Origin of the sequence: Brevibacillus sp. NPDC003359 (genome assembly GCF_042878995.1) — a bacterium.
Lineage (GTDB): Bacteria > Bacillota > Bacilli > Brevibacillales > Brevibacillaceae > Brevibacillus.
Genome location: NZ_JBIAOR010000001.1, coordinates 546,106 through 563,498, shown reverse-complemented (window position 1 = coordinate 563,498; position 17,393 = coordinate 546,106). Strand labels below are relative to the sequence as shown.

Below are 17,393 nucleotides of genomic sequence, written 5' to 3'. Positions count from 1 at the left end.
GCTTATCTCTCCAGTATAGAGACACGCGTTGCATAGTTCAATGAAAAGCGATAATCTTTTCCTTTAATTCAATACGAAACAGGCACGTCAGGGGTTACCCTTCCATTGAAAATTTTCATGCAGACTATTTTTTATAATATTGCAATTCAAGGGAATATGTGGAATATTAGGAGGGTACCATCCACATCACATAACTCAAAGTTGATATCTTTAGGAGGTGAAAACGGCATGTTTCGCAAGGTTGTCCATTCCTTTGTATGTCTATTACTGTTTATGACTGCTGGTGCCGTTGAAGTAAACGCAGCCCCACCAAAAGTAACTGGCACACTATTCATTGAGAAACCATTTAAGAAAGAAGGACTTCGGTTTCAAACGACCGTTACTGAAATCGACAATCCAAAATACGACTCACCAGTGTACCACGTAAATACGATTGTCACGAATATTTCACGGAAACCGATCACCTACACGACTGGTCATTGCTATGGTGTGACAACACGACTAGAAGCGTATGCCTCTGGAGACTCTTGGGTGCTGCCTTACCCTGAAGACGAACCTGCCTGTACCCCGGACATCAAGGAGAGAACCTTAAAACCTGGGAGAACTTTTGAGCAAGATGAATATTTCCGAACAGATGAACTGCCGGATGATCTTACGCCAGACTATTTTCAGTTAAACTCTTCCGTACGTATCCTCGTTGGACCGGAAGATAAGGAACGCAAAGAGGAACTCGTAAAGATGCAGACGCAATTTCTTGCAGGGCTAGCTCTCCCTCCAGACGAGATTGAGATCCAGTCTGAATCGAGCGAGCTTCCTAAATCGTATTACGAAATCAATGCGACAGGAAAAGTCTCTAATAAGGAAATCAAGCTCGTAACGCTTCAGGTCTTTAATACGCTCATTACGTTGCGAATTGACTCGAAGTCAGGAGAGTTTTCCACAAAGAAAAAAGTAAAAGCAAAAGGCCCGTCCCTTCAATCAGGTGTTCTCGAAGTGACGTATAAAGATGGAACGAAACACATCTACAACATTCTCATAAAGAACACCAGCAACTGATGTTTTCCACGAAAAAAAGGACTGCCATGTGTGCGTCCTTTTTTTCGTGTTCATCTCTGTTTCTCTTCTAGCTTGCTATTCCTTCTGCTTAGACCAGTAAATCATGGTATCGTCTCTCTTTATTTCTGTAAAACCCATTTTGACTAATATTTTTGCGGAATCTATGTTATCTAGCAAGCACTTCGCCGTAATCTTTTTCACATCTGGCTGCAACAACGCCCAATTCGCTAGGCCTTCAGCCGACTCGTAAGCGTAGCCTTTTTTTCGCTCCGCTTCAATAATTCCATAGCCGATGTCCACTTCTCCCTCTGTATTCGGTCCTCCCTTGAACCCTACATCACCGATGATCTTCCTGCCATCTTTTGTAATGATCATCCACGATTCAAATCCTGTCGGTTCGCCTGTTAGTTCGAGTGCTTTGATGATTTTGGGTATCGTTTCCATCGCATCCTCATCAGGCCAGCCTTTGCCTAATGTTAGCCCCATATCCAATAACTCTTCATAATTTTCTTGTAAAATATTCGTCGCTATTCTATGTGTAAATGGAATCATTATGAGCCGTTGTGTATGAATGCTTTTTTCATTCATGGATAGGTACCCCTTCCTTTTTCCTTCATTGTCGGTAACGATATTTACGTTGGATTTACTCTCCATATGTTTTTTCAGAAAGGGTCTATTCCTACACCTCAGCTACTCTTTCAATACTCCGATAGGAAGAATCACTCGGGCACCACCATTATAGCATGATTTTCCATCCCTTTTTCTCAGAACGAATTGAAGATTGATTAATTGGAATCTTTTCCGAATAATGAGAGATAACGAATGATGATGGACACCACGGAAATCCAGTTGGTAAGGAGTGAGAAAATGTCCACAACGCTAAACACTGAGCTTGTCCGCATTCTGCCCTGGGACGATCACGATCTTCCCTTGCTGCGTCTTTTGAATGCCCCAGCCATGATGGAGCATCTTGGAGGCCCGGAGACGGAAGAGCAGCTCCTAGCTAGGCACGAGCGATACGTCAATAAAGACGGTCAGCTATCGAGCAAGATGTTCAGCATCGTACTGCTGCCAGATCACACCCCTGTCGGAAGTATCGGCTATTGGGACCGCAACTGGCAAGGAGAAAACGTATACGAAGTAGGCTGGAGCGTCCTACCTCCCTTCCAAGGGAAAGGAATTGCCTCTGCGGCCTTATCCTCACTCATCACACTCATCAACCAAGAGCGACGACACCCGTTTATTCATGCCTATCCCTCTGTGGACAATCCTGCCTCAAATGCCATTTGCCGTAAGCTCGGTTTCACTCTGCAATCAGAATGTGTCTTTGAATACCCTCCCGGACATTTTATGCGCTCCAATGATTGGCGTTTAGAAATTGCATCGGAACCTTTCCCCATTGAAAAAGTTCGGGAGCAATTCCCCGCCCTACAACGAACTTACAAAGGCAAACCAGCTGTTTATCTAGATGGCCCCGGCGGCTCGCAAGTTGTAAAATCCTCCATGGACTCGATCTATAGCTATATGGCGAACGGTGGGGCGAATTTACACGGCACCTTTCCAACGAGCAAGGAGACAGAAACCATTCTTGCAGATGCCAAGCAAGCCGTAGCTGACCTCTTCCACGTGAGGCCGCTGGAGGTAGCGTTCGGTGCGAATATGACCACGCTGACGTTTGCGATTGCGCGTGCATTGGGTCGGCATTGGAAAGAAGGGGATGAGATCATCGTCTCTGAGATGGATCACCGAGCAAATGTAGACCCGTGGCTGACTGTTGCCGCTGATCGCGGAATGACCGTTCGGTGGTTGAAGGTGAACAAAGAAACACTTACGTTACAACTCGATGAGCTCGATACCCTCCTTACTTCTAGAACCAGACTGATGGCAGTCGGGCTTGCTTCCAATGCAGTGGGAACGATCCATGATCTCGCTGCCATTTCCCAAAAAGCACGTGATAAAGGAGTTATAGTCGCCGTCGACGCCGTCCATGCGGCCCCTCACTTTTCCATCCATCGTGACGAGGTTGGCGCCGATGTCCTGCTCTGTTCCGCTTACAAGTTTTTTGGCCCTCATGTTGGAATCGCTGTCATCCGCAAAGAAATTTTTGAAGCACTCGATGTTTACAAATTGGTTCCTGCCCCCTCTTCTTATCCAGATAAACTGGAGACCGGAACCCAAAATCATGAAGGAATCGCAGGAATCAGGCCCGCAATCGAATTTGTTGCTTCGCTTGGTTTCGGGGATAGCTTCTCTGAAAAAATCCGTTCTGGTTACGTGATGATCGAAGCCTATGAAAATCGGCTGGCAGAAAAGGTGCGAAAAGCACTAGGCACTATAAAGGGTGTCACACTGTATCAAGCGGGTGAAGATGTATTGAAAACACCGACGATCGCTTTTCGGATCGAAGGGTTTTCTCCCCGAGAAATATGTGAGCGATTGTGCGAGGAGCACAGTATATTCGTTGCCGACGGAGACTTCTATGCGACAACACTCGCCAATTGTTTGGGAATGAATGAAAGCGGCGGCTGGATACGAGCGGGGCTGGCACCGTACAATACCGACAAAGAAATTGACCGGTTTATTCAAGGTATCAAAGAAATAATAAGGGCATAAAACAAGACCCGGGTCAACGCGACTCGGGTCTTACACGTTTTTATCCATGAAGCCCGCCCTGAAATCTAGCGCGGGGGCGATAATGCCCGACTGGAATTTGAATCAAGCAGGTCTTCTCTTCCGTCTCTAGGTTATACAGATCGTCGCAATTTTCCACGTCAAATCCGAGTAGCGGATGGCCGCCCATTCCACACGTGAACGCTGCCAAAAGCAAGTGATGCACGACAATTCCCGCCTCCATCTGCTGGATGCGATACCCACGATATCCAAGCTGATTGATCAAATGATCGCGTTTACCCGCCACATGAAAGCAGAGCGGCACTTGATACAAATTCACGTTGTCCAGGGTCATACCCTCTTGAAGGCGCGCTCGCAAATCTTCACAAACAATCGGATAAAGAGCGTGCTCCACTGGTTCGTAAGCGTATGCCCCGTCTTGTATCCCTTCTACTTGATGAACGGTTACATAGAGAGAAAGCCTCCCCCACGCTACTTCCGAATCTTTTCCCAAATCACTGCCATACGATAGAGCACTCATCGTCATTTCCACGATACGCGCTACCTGATCTTGATCTGTCTTCCTCCTGATAAAGTCCATTTCCGGCGAAAAACGCTCCCGGCAAAATTGCGCCAAATCATAGCTTGGTTTCTGCATGCGCGGGAGAAGGATTCGTGCTACGGAACGAGGCGTCCACTTGCTTTCCAAATGGTCCGAATAACGGGTAAACGAATGGGTAGATTCCTGCATGGCAGCCTCATTCATTTGCAGGAGCGCAGGATATTTTCTCCTTCTTTTTGAGCGCATCACATGCACATGCTTTTGTTCAGACAGTTCCCCTATTAGCTCGCTTGCCGTCTCCTCACCTCGCTCTTTCCATTGTGAGGGTAATTGTCTCGCTCCTTCTGTTTGAAGCGATAAGGGTACCACTGCGTATACACTCTCTTGATCGGCTGACAAACCAAGCAGTGCATTCATCGCTCGATCTAGGAACTGGTAGTGTACCACAGTCGAAACACTGAACTGTTTAGCCATCTCCTGCATTTGTCCAAGCAGTACACCAGCATCGAGACCCTGCAATCGATAGGCAAACTCATCATACTTAAAAAAGTTCTTCCAAAAATAGATGGATACAAACGCAACTCCAAAGCATTCATTTACTGGACAACCGCCACCAAGCGCTCGGCTAAGGAAATGATCAAAATTCCCTTCGCGCAATTGTACCAGTCTGTGATGAGCCACATCGTAGTGGTATAGACCAGGAGGAATACTCGACAGCTTCAAATATACATACAGCTCACTCGGATAGAGCGCTCCCCCTGACGGAACTGGCCTTCTATTCGTTACAAGCGGCCGAAACGACTCAGACCCGGCATCTGACGGAGTCGTGGTTAACAACGATTGGCTGATCTGGATGAGTCCGTAGCTATACCATAACCACGCGCCCAATTGAGCGAGAGACAGCTCTTGTGAAATGCTTTGATGTTCGAGCGATAGAGGTACGTCTTCTGGCAGGGGGATGACAGGTAGCCCCCTGTACATCTTGTATGTCAGCGGAGCATCTTCCCAATCCACTTCGAGATCACTTGGCCTGGCGTTTTCTGTATCAAAATGAAGGCGGTACAAGAAATTTTCAAGACTCATCCGGCTCACTCCCAGATGCATGTTATGGAAACGGATGCGGAAAAGGATTCAATTCGTCTACACGCAGTGGTTCTTTCGCATATCCCAGCTTCACGGGAACCTCCAATACTCTTTTCAATCCCGTTACTCGCGTGAGATGATGGCCAAATGTCATCGGGAGCATGCCAGGAATCAATACACGCACGCAAGATAAACCATGGCGCCCGACCTCTGGTGTCGTTTGATCCACTACAATGACATCAAGATCTACCTTTTGGAACACTCCGAGCAAATCCCGCAAATCGTCTGTCAGGTCTCGATGCTGGCTTCTGGCGGGAAATTGTTCAGCGAATGAGACCATCGGACGTGAATCATCCAAAAGAAAGGATAAGCGCTCCGCTGCTTCTGGCAAGCTATATAGCATCGCATGATCATCCATCTTTTTCACCAAGGACGAATCATGGAGCATGCGCAAATATTTGTCTCGGTTCGCTTCGTACTTGTCTGTCAAAGACATGAGCATGGCAGCCGTTTCGTAAATGGAGCTTTTTACAGCACGGGTGGGGTCTGGATGTGCGCCAGCCGCACAAATGAGGTGCAAGCCTTCCTCTCCGCGATTTTTCGCTATCGTCCACACAGCCGGAATGCCATTTTCCATGGTTGCGTCGAACAAGTACAAATCGTAATTCGTAACCGTCTGCATCCGATCAATCAGAAGTAGCAATTCCCGATCCTGGACCGTAGCGGGATCGAGGCGTGGCAATGGCAATTGGGCATACCAGGTCAACAAGAAAGCATCTCGCTCCACCACTTCGAGGATGCCGTAAAAGATCGCCTCCTCCAAACTCCCACCTAGCGCACAGCCATTGGATGTCTCAAATACAACTCCTTCCCCGAATCCCATACTGTAGTAGGCCATCAGCTCAGGTACAAGAATGGGTCGCTCTTCTTTAAATGAATAAGCCCATACCCAGTTCATCTCTCGTTTGGAATCAAACTGCTGAAACGGAAATTCAGGTAGAGCATATTGCTCTTCAGTATGGGTACCCGCTGTGGTCGGATCAAGTGCATACGGCGCAAGATTTGCATAGCAATCCCGTACCATCGTCCTCTTGCCACGCGGCATCAGCCCGCAATATCTTTCCATTCCTTCCAAAATCGCCGTTATTTCACTATCCGCGTACGAAACAGACCTGCCGGCCGTGCCCTCGTCATGTGAAAATAAAGGCAGATTGACACTAACATCTGCGAACACAGAGACGAGATCACGTACTTTCCCATTCAAAAATCCGGTTCGGGAATCCAAATATTCGGTGGAGAGAGCTTGTTTCAAATCGGCTATGGATTTTGTCCGATAGCTGTCAGGACTTTGCTTTACGATAGGCTTCAAGTGTATTCTCGCCTGCTCTTCAGAATCATCAGGCAACCGACTGCATACCGGGCATAACGGATTCGGCAAAAAGAAGTGGCGCGTGCTGGTCAATGTTTGCAAATCAATAAACTGGATATGCCCGGATAACTGAGCTTGCCTACCCTCTACAATACGTTCAACCTCCGCACTGACATGGTATGCCACTTGTAACAACCCTGAGCGGGATGACCATGGATCACGGGGTATGCCGCCTTTCTCCCTCAGCATATGTTGTACCTTCCACATCTCTTTGCGATCCCGTCCCGCCATCAATCGCCTCATATCTGCACACTGGGAGCACCCTGTTTGACCTGGATGCACCAACGGGCCTACGATTGCCTCCCCGAACGAAACGAAACCGCGCAACCATGGAATATTCGCTTTTCGGAAATGCTTTTCTGCCTGCAAATGCAAAGCAGGATCGTACGTATCGTGCAACAGGAGCCCCAAATTTGCTCCACTTGTCGCCGACTCCATGTTTTCACTCTGCCACACGCGATAGTCCTTGCTCAAATGTTCGGAAACCAGCTCCGCCAGTACTCCGTCTCCAACGACAAGAATGTCAACACTCATTGAAGCACCTCCCGCGAGAGCAGCAAGGCGAATACGCCGCCAAGGTCTTCTTCTAGGAAAGGCTCTATCGCGGCATTCATGACTCGCGGAGAAAGGTGTTGAAGCTCCAGTACCTCGACAGCTTGTTTCCAGACCTCTTTTTCCGATTCTTCCTGAACGCTGCTGAGCACCAGTTCAATGGCTTCACCCGTCAACGCAACAGATTGCGTAGTCAATATATATTTGGACACATGACTTGTTGGCGTCTGCGTGTGTTGCAAGGCATACATCAGCGCTTTTCGCAAGGCATCTCGCTCTTGCAAGCCAACACTCCCGTACCATCCTGTGCGCGTCCCCACCCAATACACCGGAAATCCGCACACCCCATGCCCCTTCGCAAGCGTCGGTTTCTCACCTAATGTAGCGAAAGACCGTACATAAAACTGGGACAGTTCATCCACAATCGAGTCAACATGCACCGCTCTAGCCGTTGGTTGTCGTCCTTTCATTTCTGACACATACGTGAGTGTCAAACAATGCCGTAACGCCCGACATAAACCTTCTACTGCCGTTTCCCCTGCTCCAATTCCAATGTTGCTCTCTAGCTCGGCTTGATTAGCTGAATGTTGAGCGCTTAGGTGGTTCACCATTCTTCCCACATACATCTCTACCCCAAGCAATCCTGCTTCTCTGCGTGCCTCGTCATGGGTATATCCGGCGCATACAACAGTTGGCAAAAGCTCTGCGAGACCATCTGTGACAGGATCGACGGCTGTCACCATACACTGTGTCAGCGGTAGCTGCGTAAGCTCTCCCTCATCCCAGCTGTGAAAAATTCCGTTATCTGGGGAGGTCCATGACGGAAACAGAGACAATAGACTTTCTTTCTGTTCTGCCTCTTTGGATATCCGCAATTCAAGCTCTCTCTCATCCAATACCTCCATGCTCATGTCTTCATTTCGCATTGGGTGAGGCATGTATGACTGCCAGCTTCCTTCCAACGTCTCCAGATTTAACAAATAAATTTTGTTTGGGTCCTCTGCTTCATTGACACCTGAAACATATTTGAACCATTCAAAAACAGCGATATTCGCCAGCATGGCTGCTGCCGTCATTGAATATGGATGTTGCTCGGGGTCCGCACACAAAGCCTGTCGATGTAAACGACACCAAGCTGATTCAAAGCATGCCTCTGACTGTGGATGAATCAGCGGTCCTACCATTCCTTTTTGCTGGACAAATAACGCCGGAACAAACACCTTCTCCCGCACTCGGCACGCGGACTGGATCGCACTTATTTCGTCCTTATTTACGCTTGCTGATGTGTACAAAATACCAGCAAAAGGCTCGATGGCCGCTGACCAGTCGGCACCCTCCCACGACGCCGGTTTGAGTTCAACGAGCTTCACGTGTGGGTCTTTCCTACGCGAATGTTCTATAATCGCCTCTAGCCGCTCACGATTGGTCGAGGTCTCATTCGTGATGGCGTAATGGAATTGAACGCATCCCGATTCCAGCAATGCATGGATGACAGAAAGGAAAAAGGAACCTGCGCCGATCACCAATACTTTTTCCGTTCGATATTTTTGAAACTGATACCCTCCTGATCCACCTAACTGATCCAAATATTCAATCTGCGCTGCATACCTCGACATGACCTCTGGTGATAATTCATGTGGTTTCTCCATGCTCACATCTTGGAGGAATCCATTTTCTAAAAGTGTACGGGCCACTTGAAATATTTGTTGCTGATATTCTTCCGGCAAATCGTCGGTCAATTGCTCCAACGTATGCACACCATTAAACATGGGTATTAACTGATCTACCCATTGATTGATCATGTCACCCTTCATGCGGAAAGTTCCGATGTTATTGCGAAAATACACACTTCCGTCCGAATCGGGTACATACACTGTATCCCGATTCACTTTTATGCGCATTGAAGGATTCAGCTTATCCATTCTCCTCCCCCTAACGTTGTGAAATAAACCAATTTGCGACAAGACATGTCACAGCTATTTTATGTATCACTCTTTGTCTCACATTCCAGTCGGAAAAACAAAGCTCCTGCCAAGACACAATTTGGGCAGGAGCTTCATTTACGTAGTGATCATTAATCGTCATTAAATACGATAAAGCATGGGAAGAAGCAAGAGCAACTGCAAGAGCAACTGCAAGAGCAGGAGCAGGAGCAAGAGCAGGAGCAGGAGCAAGAGCAGGAGCAAGAGCAACGACTGCAACGACCACAACTACATCTGTGGCAACCACCGCATCTGCCACATCCTCCACCACACCTGCCACGAACTAGTGTCGCCTCATTCATTTTTTCTTTGTCCCAACGCTGCACTCGATCTGATCTTATTTCAGAAGCCTTCAGTTTTTTTAGCTCTTTTTTGAAATCATCCATCATTTTCACCTCCGCCACTTCATGGGGCTACTCTAGATTTATGAAGTGACGTTGGGTATTTGTTCCATCATCATGCGCCCATTTTTGTTGGACACGAGAAGATCAACTACGTAGCAAGCTTCCTTGACAAAAAAGAAGCCACCTTCAAAGTGAAGGCAGCTTGGATGACCCATATTTACAGTTTGAAGATAATGCCCATCAGCGAGTAAATAATCACCGTTGAGAACAGCACGGTCATATGAATCAACGAATAAATAAACATCGTTTTTGACCATTTCTGCGAATCCATTTTCCTGTATCCAAATACACTCAGAACCAGCCATAAAATATTCAGGAGCAGGGCCATCATCGTAAGTCCTGCACTTAATGACCAGAATAGAAAGCTACTTGCTATTAAAACAACCAAATAAACATTTGCTTGAATGTAGGTACGTCTCGCACCTTTGACCACGGGCAACATAGGAACCCCCGCAGCCTTGTACTCATCATGCTTGCGAATCGCAATCGCATAAAAGTGAGGCATCTGCCAAATAACCATGATGATAAAAAGCCCAAGGATAGCAGGATGCGTGATGTCCGGGTGAATGGAGGCCCATCCGATGAGCGGCGGCATTGCGCCAGAAATGCTTCCTACCTCCGTATTGTAAACCGTTCTTCTTTTGGTCCACATCGTATACGGCACAACATAAAAAAACAGTCCGAGAAAACCCATTATAGCAGCCAAAGGTGTTGCCAGGGCGAGAGCTACCAAGCCAATAATCGTCATCAGAGAGGCAAGCCATAAAACCGTCTTCGCTGATATTTCCCCTGTCACCGTAGGTCTGTTTTTCGTCCGCTCCATGACAGAATCGATATCGCGATCATACACGTTATTAAAGGCACCTGCTGCGCCCATGATTAAAATAGAGCCAATCGTTGCAAATAAGATTTCTGGTAGCTTATCTACTAGACTGAAGTGATAGGTATATAAAGCCAATGTTAATCCGGCAAACATCGGAATCAGATTCGATTTGATAATCCCCGTTTTAACCGTTTGCGCCAAAATATTGGACATAGGCCGATTCCGCGTTGCAACGCTTTCTTCCCTCTGCATTCGTACACTGTCCCCTCTTACTAGATGATCTATTCTATCGTACTCCAAAATAGCATGACATAGTAGACGGTTAAATCCTACAAAACTGCCATTTGCATCTTACATACCGATAAGGATTTAAATACTATATGGAATGTTAATTCTATATGGTATGATTGTCAAGAGAAGGAGGAGGACGAATGAACAGACGCAGATTAACCCAAGCAGAGCGTAAACAGGAAACAAGGCAATTGCTGATAGACTCAGCCATAGAGACCTTTGCTCAGTTAGGCTTCCACGGGGCTTCCGTTGATAAAATCGCAGACCATGCTGGATTTACCAAAGGAGCTGTTTATGCTCATTTTCAGTCCAAAGAAGATCTCTTTCTCGCTATCTTGGAGAGTCAGATGCAATTACATGTGTCTAATATCCATCACGCAATTGATCACCAGCCATCATTATCGCATTTTATAGAAGCCATGGACGCTTATTTTATGTCCGTTCAGCAACAAAATCGAACCTGGTGCATGCTGAACTTGGAATTTTTGCTTTATGCCATGCGCGAAGAGTCAGTTCGCCAGCGGTGGTCGAACATGATCATAGAGTCGGTGCAGCATCTTTCCAAGGCGATACAGACATTGATGCCAAAAGAAAGTGACTCTACTCTATCCGCGGATGAAATAGCATGGACCATTCTTGCTTTAGAGAATGGGATGACCGTTTTTTATTACATAAGCGGCGACCAAGTGCCCCTTTCTTTATACGGAAAAGCTTTGCAAAACATGCTATCGTCAAAATAGCGAGTACCTCATGCTAGATCCTATTGGACTCGGCAGCTCGTCGCTTCATGATTCGATTGACTCTTTCAGAACCAAATAGCATGAACATAATGTAGAAGGCTGTAAAAAACGGTAAGATAGAAACTGTCGTCTGTGCAGCAAGCCACCCCAGCAACGGAGGCAAAAGCGTGGCACCTGTGTACGCAACCGCCATCTGATAGCCCATCAGCTTTTGCGTTTGCTCTTTCCCAAAGCGTTCAGGGGTATCATGCAGCATACAGGGATAAATCGGAGCGAAGCCTAATCCGAGCAAAAGGAAACCGATCAGCGAACAGAAGGTCGGTAATGGAAAAATCAGCAGCGATGCCCCACCCAATGATAGGAGAAGTCCACTTCGAATCAGGACGCGGTTGCTCACTTTGAAGGTAACAAAGCCAGTGATAAATCGTCCCATTGTAATGCCGCCGTAATACATGACTACCCACTCCGCCGCCACAGCCGCAGGCAGCTCTTTCACATTTACCAAAAAGCTGCTCCCCCATAATCCCACCGACGCTTCAGCCCCACAATAGAAAAGAAAGGTCAGCAAAGTCAGCTTGACGCCTTTTGTACGCAACGGCTGTTCGCTCTGCCCACGAAACGAATGACCCTGTGACTCTTCGACAGCTTGACTCTGCATCTTCTCCATCCGTTTCCACAAAGGAAGCGTAAACGCCAGAAGTACGACTAGCGCAAATTGTATGAGCGAGACGGTCAAGTATCCATTCCGCCACAAATCATGCTCACGCATAAAGCCAGACATAATAATGGGGCCAAGCGTAGCACCCACCCCCCAGAAGCAATGCAGCCAGCTCATATGATGTGCTTGATAATGCGTGGCGACATAATGATTCAGTGCTGCATCTACAGAGCCAGCACCAAGTCCAAGTGGCAATGCCAAAACCATCAACCATAAAATCGAAGGGGCAAAAGAAAAACCGAGCAAGGCTGCCGCCGTCATTAAACAGCTGATCAGCGTAATCTGTCCGGTTCCTAGTCGTTTTATTAATGCACCGCTCATCAAGCTAGACACGATCGTACCAGACGCAATCACAATGTTAATCACACCTGCCATACCAAATGCCGCGCCATATTCCGCCTGCATGACCGGCCAAGCTGCCCCCAGTATCGAATCAGGAAGGCCCAAGCTGATAAACGACAAGTAAATCATGATTAAAAAGAATGTTGCCACAATCCCCCGCCCCCTGCTCGTTTTTACACTCTTACAGTGAGTCTATTCAGCAATTTCTCTCCCTCTGTTTTGAACCGCTTGTTCTTTTCGAGAAATTCGTTCACTTCATGTAATTGGGCTGGCCGATAGCCTGGGCCTCCACAGCCACAGGAATGATAGGTAAACCCATGCTGAAAGAGGATTTCAACTTTTTTCCACTGCTTCACGTCCGTTTGCTTCGGAGCCTTGAAATCATGCCCCATATCCTTCATTCCCTCACCACATTGCGGACAGCTATGCTTGATTTTGTTCCATTCTTCCTCCGTCAACTCATACTTGGAGGTTTGCTTAAACACTTTTCGGCAAGTGAAACAAGCGTATATTTGTTTGTACGGACCATACATCCCGTATCGACACATGATGATCAACCCCTATCCCATTCATCTGCTAGCTTCCCTTTCAATTGGATGGCGAGCATTCTCCAGTTTGCTATGTATCCCCTTTTTTGACGAGCGTACTACCGATGAAGTCAAAGCTCAACGGCGATCCCTTTTTGTCAGGCTGCCATCCCAGCTTGATCGCCTCTTCGATGATAGCCGCGACGTCAGCTGGCTTTATTACTCTCATGTCCAACTGTTGCACATGTGGGAACTCCGTCCAAAAATCATTCACATCTGATTTTACATACACACGAATCAATTGCCCCATACCTTCATTGTGTTGAATCGTCAAAGCGAGCAGTCCCTTCGCTGCTGGGCTAATGACCCAACGATATCGCTGCTCTCCTACCGCTATACCCCGCGTACCTTTTTTGGGTAATGCCATAGCTACCTCCTCAATGAGCGTACATGCTCATCAGTTCTGCCAAATATGTTTTTATGCCGTCCAATATTTCAGGTGAATGCTGTACAGTCACTTCTTTCCCCAATCCAATCAAAAACTTTGCAAAAAATAAGATGTCACTTCTCGCTACATTTCCTTCCAACCAACCACTTCCATCCTGCCGTACATGCAGCATGGATGCAAGCCAAAGCTCCGCCTCACAAGCCTGCACACCTTCAGTGGTCAGCTCCGCAAATATGTAGACCGTGTCCTGTTCCTCGCCTGTTTTAATCGGTCGATTTTCTAAGTGAATGTCACGCAGATCCAACGGCTTCGATGCCGATTGTTCGGCGGAATGGATACGGTCACAACGAAACACACGAAAATCTTGATATTGATAACAATAAGCCGGGCTATACCATAAACCGTTTTTCGTATAAATTCCAATCGGCTGTATGTCCCGCTTGGATTGTTGTCCGCGCGATTTATAAGTGATGGCGAGTCCTTTTTGGTGGATGGCGGCATCCAGCAAAATGGATAAATGCGGTGAACTGGCTTGCCGCTTTGGTGTCACGAAATCAACACGGCGTTTCATTTGATCGATGCGATCCCGAATATCCGGTGGCATAAATTGATAAAATTTGTTCAGCGCCGAAGAGGATTCTGTCTCAAACGGCAGAGATGAATGATGTCGAAGAGCATGGATCGCGAAAAAGATTGCGACCGCTTCCTCCTCTGAGAATGCAATAGGCGGCAAAATCCTTTCCTTCAAGACATGATATCCGCCATGCGGTCCCACCTCGGAGTACAAAGGTACCCCTAACTCACTCAGTTCTTGCAGGTCCCTTAAGATTGTTCGCCCCGAAACGCCAAATTCGTCAGCAAGCTCCTTCACAGTAAACTTGCGCTTCCGGTTGACAGTCATCATCATTTCCAACAGTCTTTTTGATTTTGGCATGGCATAACTCTCCAAATGTTTGATTATGACAATTCCTGTCACTATTATCTGTTATTGTGAAGGAGAAGTCGAGTAGGACATAATGCTGGTCATAAAAAGGAGGAAATGCTATATGCTTCATCCACAAGAAAACAGTACAGGAACGAGAAAATTTTTCCAATCCGGTAACGTAAAACTATCTTACCTTGATTTTGGCGGTGACAGTCAGAGAGTTTTGCTCCTGCTGCACGGTCATATGAATGATGCAAGAACATTTACAGCGTTTGCTTCCAGATTCACAGATTGGCGCGTGATTGGATTGGATCAGCGCGGTCACGGCTGGAGTGAGCATGCCCCAAATACGGATTATTCACGTGAAAGCTACATCAATGATATTCTCGCCTTTAGTAAGACCGTGCTGAATGGCGCTCCTGTTACGATCGTCGGGCATTCTTTAGGGGGCGTTAACGCGTACCAATTTGCAGCTCGTTACCCTGAGCTTGTGAACGCAGTCATTGTGGAAGATATCGGAGTAGAAATTAAGGCCGACTTATCTTTTGCAGAAAAACTCCCACATCGCTCCCCTTCCTTACACGATCTCAGGAAATCACTCGAAGAAGTCGGCGTTCGTGCAATCGATTATTTTTCGGAAAGCGTGTTTGAGGATGAACAAGGCTGGGGATTCCGTTCTGACTTAAAAGGCATGCCTATTTCTCAACGTCACATTGACGGGGATTGGTGGAGCGACTGGCTAACGTCTTCTTGCCCGATCTTGCTGATTCATGGCAAAAAAAGCTTTGTATTGGATGAAAATCAAGCCGAACGCATGGTGAACCAAAGGTCGAACACAAAGCTTGCAAGTTTTGCTGAGTGCGGGCATGATATCCATTCTACGGACCCTGACGGATACTATCAGGTTGTAAGAAGCTTTCTTGACGAGTTGAAATAATATCTGATGCACGCGCAAAAGGGGGTAGAGACATCCGAAAGTCTCTCCCCCTAGCTCTTTTAGACCTATGAACATGAGATTCCAGCCATGTTCCGAACCATCGTACATTACAATTCCAGCATATGTTTCTCCAAGAAGTTCGTAGCAAAATTCCCTGTAACAAAATCGGGGTGCTCGAGCAACTTCTCATGGAATGGAACTGTCGTATGCACGCCCTCAATGACAAACTCACCTAATGCCCGCTTCATACGAGCCAATGCTTCGTTGCGATCTGTTCCCCAAACGATCAGCTTGGCGACCATGGAATCATAGAAGGGAGAGATTTCGTAGCCGGGATAAACCGCACTGTCCACGCGCACACCGTAACCACCAGGCGGCAAGTAATTGATGACCTTCCCTGGTGATGGCATAAAGTTTTTCGCAGGATTCTCTGCATTAATTCGGCACTCGATTGCCCATCCGTTGATTTTCACGTCATCTTGTGAGAAGGATAACGGATTGCCCGCTGCAACAGATATTTGTTCTTTGATCAAGTCAATCCCTGTAATCATCTCTGTCACGGGATGCTCTACTTGAATCCGTGTATTCATTTCCATGAAGTAAAATTGTCCGTGCTTGTCTAGCAAAAATTCAACGGTACCCGCTCCGTGGTACGAAACCGCTTTGGCTGCCGCCACCGCAGCTTGCCCCATTTGCTCGCGCAGCGTTTGGTCCAGCGCCGGGGATGGTGCTTCCTCTACCAGCTTTTGATGACGACGTTGGATAGAGCAGTCCCGCTCGCCCAAGTGCACGGCGTTGCCATGCTTGTCGCCCATGATTTGAATCTCCACATGGCGCGGCTCTTCTACGTATTTTTCCAAGTACACGCCGGCGTTGCCGAATGCTGTCTCTGCTTCTTTCTGGGCTTGCCGAATCGCCTTGGACAATTCATCGGCGTCAAAAGCGACACGCATGCCTCTGCCGCCGCCTCCAGCTGTTGCTTTTACGATGACAGGATAGCCGATTTTCCCCGCCACCTGCAATGCCTCATCCATGTCATCTATCAATCCGTCTGTGCCCGGAACTAATGGAACATTCGCTTGACTCATCGTTGCTTTTGCTACGGCTTTGTCACCCATTTTTGTGATCGCATGGGGATCGGGACCGATAAAGGTAATCGAGCAATCTTGGCAAAACTGGGCAAACGAAGCGTTTTCCGCCAAGAAGCCATAGCCCGGATGGATAGCGTCGGCCTTCGTGTGAAGAGCGACCGTCATAATCCGAGCCATGTTCAAATAGCTGTCCTTGGATGCCGTAGGTCCGATGCAATACGCTTCATCCGCCAATTCTACGTGCAATGCTTCCCGATCTGCCTCAGAAAAGACAGCAACTGTACGTATCCCTAATTCCTGACAAGCGCGAATAATCCGGACAGCGATTTCGCCGCGATTGGCAATCAATACTTTCGTAAACATAGGCGCGCTCCTTCTTACTTAGTTTTGACAACGAGCAATGCTTTTCCGTAATCGACAAATTGACCGTCCTCGACGAGAATTTCCGTGATGATGCCGCTAACCTGGGATGTAATCTCAGCAGTGAGCTGAAGAGCATCAGCTGTGCAGCGTCCAACCTTTTCGCCTGCTTGAACCGTCTGTCCTACTGTCATTTCCGCATAGAACAGTCCTACTCCTGGAGACATGACTTGCTGCGTCACTTCCTCGGGTACCTCAACAACGACATCGACGGACTCAGCAGTGACAGCTGCCTCCTGATAGCCATGCTCCACTTCGCCCACCTGTACAGGCGCATTAACAGCCACGACTTCGACTGGTGCGCTTTTCTTAATGACGATTCGGGTCTTGCCTTTCTCCCATTCCAGCTCCTCAATGGAAGACTGATTCACCAGCTTGATGAATTCACGCAGTTCATGCAGCTTCATAGAAAGACTCCTTTCTTTTTTCGTGTAAGAAAGCTTAAGTACACCG

Annotated in this window: 16 protein-coding genes; 4 read left to right on the top strand and 12 right to left on the bottom strand. The window is 47.4% G+C overall.

Annotated elements, in window-relative coordinates; all coding sequences use genetic code 11:
* Window positions 1-228: 228 nt before the first annotated feature.
* A complete protein-coding gene (locus ACFYU8_RS02670; RefSeq protein ID WP_390296073.1) occupies window positions 229-1,056 on the top strand; it encodes a hypothetical protein in 828 nt (275 codons plus the stop codon).
* A gap of 75 nt (window positions 1,057-1,131) precedes the next feature.
* On the opposite strand, the gene ACFYU8_RS02665 is transcribed toward ACFYU8_RS02670, so the two are convergent.
* Window positions 1,132-1,644, bottom strand: coding sequence for a GNAT family N-acetyltransferase (locus ACFYU8_RS02665; RefSeq protein WP_390296075.1), 513 nt, complete (start codon window positions 1,642-1,644; stop codon window positions 1,132-1,134).
* A 279-nt stretch (window positions 1,645-1,923) separates the two neighbouring features.
* Here ACFYU8_RS02665 and ACFYU8_RS02660 point away from each other — a divergent pair, with 279 nt between their 5' ends.
* A complete protein-coding gene (locus tag ACFYU8_RS02660) occupies window positions 1,924-3,669 on the top strand; it encodes a cysteine desulfurase-like protein (protein ID WP_390296077.1) in 1,746 nt (581 codons plus the stop codon).
* A gap of 40 nt (window positions 3,670-3,709) precedes the next feature.
* Here the strand turns inward: ACFYU8_RS02660 and ACFYU8_RS02655 are convergent, their stop codons facing one another.
* From ACFYU8_RS02655 to cyoE, 5 genes are all read right to left on the bottom strand, one after another.
* Window positions 3,710-5,311, bottom strand: coding sequence for a SagB family peptide dehydrogenase (locus ACFYU8_RS02655; RefSeq protein ID WP_390296079.1), 1,602 nt, complete (start codon window positions 5,309-5,311; stop codon window positions 3,710-3,712).
* A 22-nt stretch (window positions 5,312-5,333) separates the two neighbouring features.
* Window positions 5,334-7,274, bottom strand: a complete 1,941-nt coding sequence (locus tag ACFYU8_RS02650) for a TOMM precursor leader peptide-binding protein (RefSeq protein WP_390296081.1) — start codon at window positions 7,272-7,274, stop codon at window positions 5,334-5,336.
* A complete protein-coding gene (locus ACFYU8_RS02645; protein WP_390296083.1) occupies window positions 7,271-9,214 on the bottom strand; it encodes a putative thiazole-containing bacteriocin maturation protein in 1,944 nt (647 codons plus the stop codon). Before ACFYU8_RS02645 ends, ACFYU8_RS02650 begins: the two co-directional genes overlap by 4 nt.
* 152 nt (window positions 9,215-9,366) lie before the next feature.
* Window positions 9,367-9,660: a heterocycloanthracin/sonorensin family bacteriocin gene (locus ACFYU8_RS02640; protein WP_391365683.1), complete on the bottom strand. Its 294-nt coding sequence runs from the start codon at window positions 9,658-9,660 to the stop codon at window positions 9,367-9,369.
* Window positions 9,661-9,835: 175 nt separating this feature from the next.
* Window positions 9,836-10,753: a heme o synthase gene (gene cyoE / locus ACFYU8_RS02635; protein ID WP_390296088.1), complete on the bottom strand. Its 918-nt coding sequence runs from the start codon at window positions 10,751-10,753 to the stop codon at window positions 9,836-9,838.
* Between the two features lie 179 nt (window positions 10,754-10,932).
* On the opposite strand from cyoE, the gene ACFYU8_RS02630 reads away from it, so the two are divergent.
* Window positions 10,933-11,532 (top strand): TetR/AcrR family transcriptional regulator, encoded by a 600-nt coding sequence (locus ACFYU8_RS02630; RefSeq protein ID WP_390296091.1) that lies wholly within the window; start codon window positions 10,933-10,935, stop codon window positions 11,530-11,532.
* A gap of 13 nt (window positions 11,533-11,545) precedes the next feature.
* Here ACFYU8_RS02630 and ACFYU8_RS02625 read toward each other — a convergent pair whose 3' ends face one another.
* The 4 genes from ACFYU8_RS02625 to ACFYU8_RS02610 form a co-directional block, all read right to left on the bottom strand.
* The gene (locus ACFYU8_RS02625) at window positions 11,546-12,742 is read right to left on the bottom strand and encodes an MFS transporter (protein WP_390296093.1); all 1,197 of its coding nucleotides are present in this window, start codon (window positions 12,740-12,742) and stop codon (window positions 11,546-11,548) included.
* Between the two features lie 23 nt (window positions 12,743-12,765).
* Entirely contained in the window at window positions 12,766-13,140 is a 375-nt protein-coding gene (locus ACFYU8_RS02620) for a hypothetical protein (protein WP_390296095.1), read from the bottom strand.
* A gap of 70 nt (window positions 13,141-13,210) precedes the next feature.
* Window positions 13,211-13,546: a hypothetical protein gene (locus tag ACFYU8_RS02615; RefSeq protein ID WP_390296098.1), complete on the bottom strand. Its 336-nt coding sequence runs from the start codon at window positions 13,544-13,546 to the stop codon at window positions 13,211-13,213.
* 10 nt (window positions 13,547-13,556) lie between these two features.
* Window positions 13,557-14,501: a helix-turn-helix transcriptional regulator gene (locus ACFYU8_RS02610; protein ID WP_390296100.1), complete on the bottom strand. Its 945-nt coding sequence runs from the start codon at window positions 14,499-14,501 to the stop codon at window positions 13,557-13,559.
* 112 nt (window positions 14,502-14,613) lie between these two features.
* On the opposite strand from ACFYU8_RS02610, the gene ACFYU8_RS02605 reads away from it, so the two are divergent.
* Complete coding sequence (locus tag ACFYU8_RS02605) at window positions 14,614-15,429, top strand: alpha/beta fold hydrolase (protein WP_390296102.1); 816 nt, start codon at window positions 14,614-14,616, stop codon at window positions 15,427-15,429.
* A gap of 107 nt (window positions 15,430-15,536) precedes the next feature.
* Here the strand turns inward: ACFYU8_RS02605 and accC are convergent, their stop codons facing one another.
* Window positions 15,537-16,883, bottom strand: coding sequence for an acetyl-CoA carboxylase biotin carboxylase subunit (gene accC / locus ACFYU8_RS02600; RefSeq protein WP_390296105.1), 1,347 nt, complete (start codon window positions 16,881-16,883; stop codon window positions 15,537-15,539).
* A gap of 14 nt (window positions 16,884-16,897) precedes the next feature.
* Complete coding sequence (locus ACFYU8_RS02595) at window positions 16,898-17,347, bottom strand: acetyl-CoA carboxylase biotin carboxyl carrier protein (protein ID WP_390296107.1); 450 nt, start codon at window positions 17,345-17,347, stop codon at window positions 16,898-16,900.
* Window positions 17,348-17,393 lie beyond the last annotated feature (46 nt).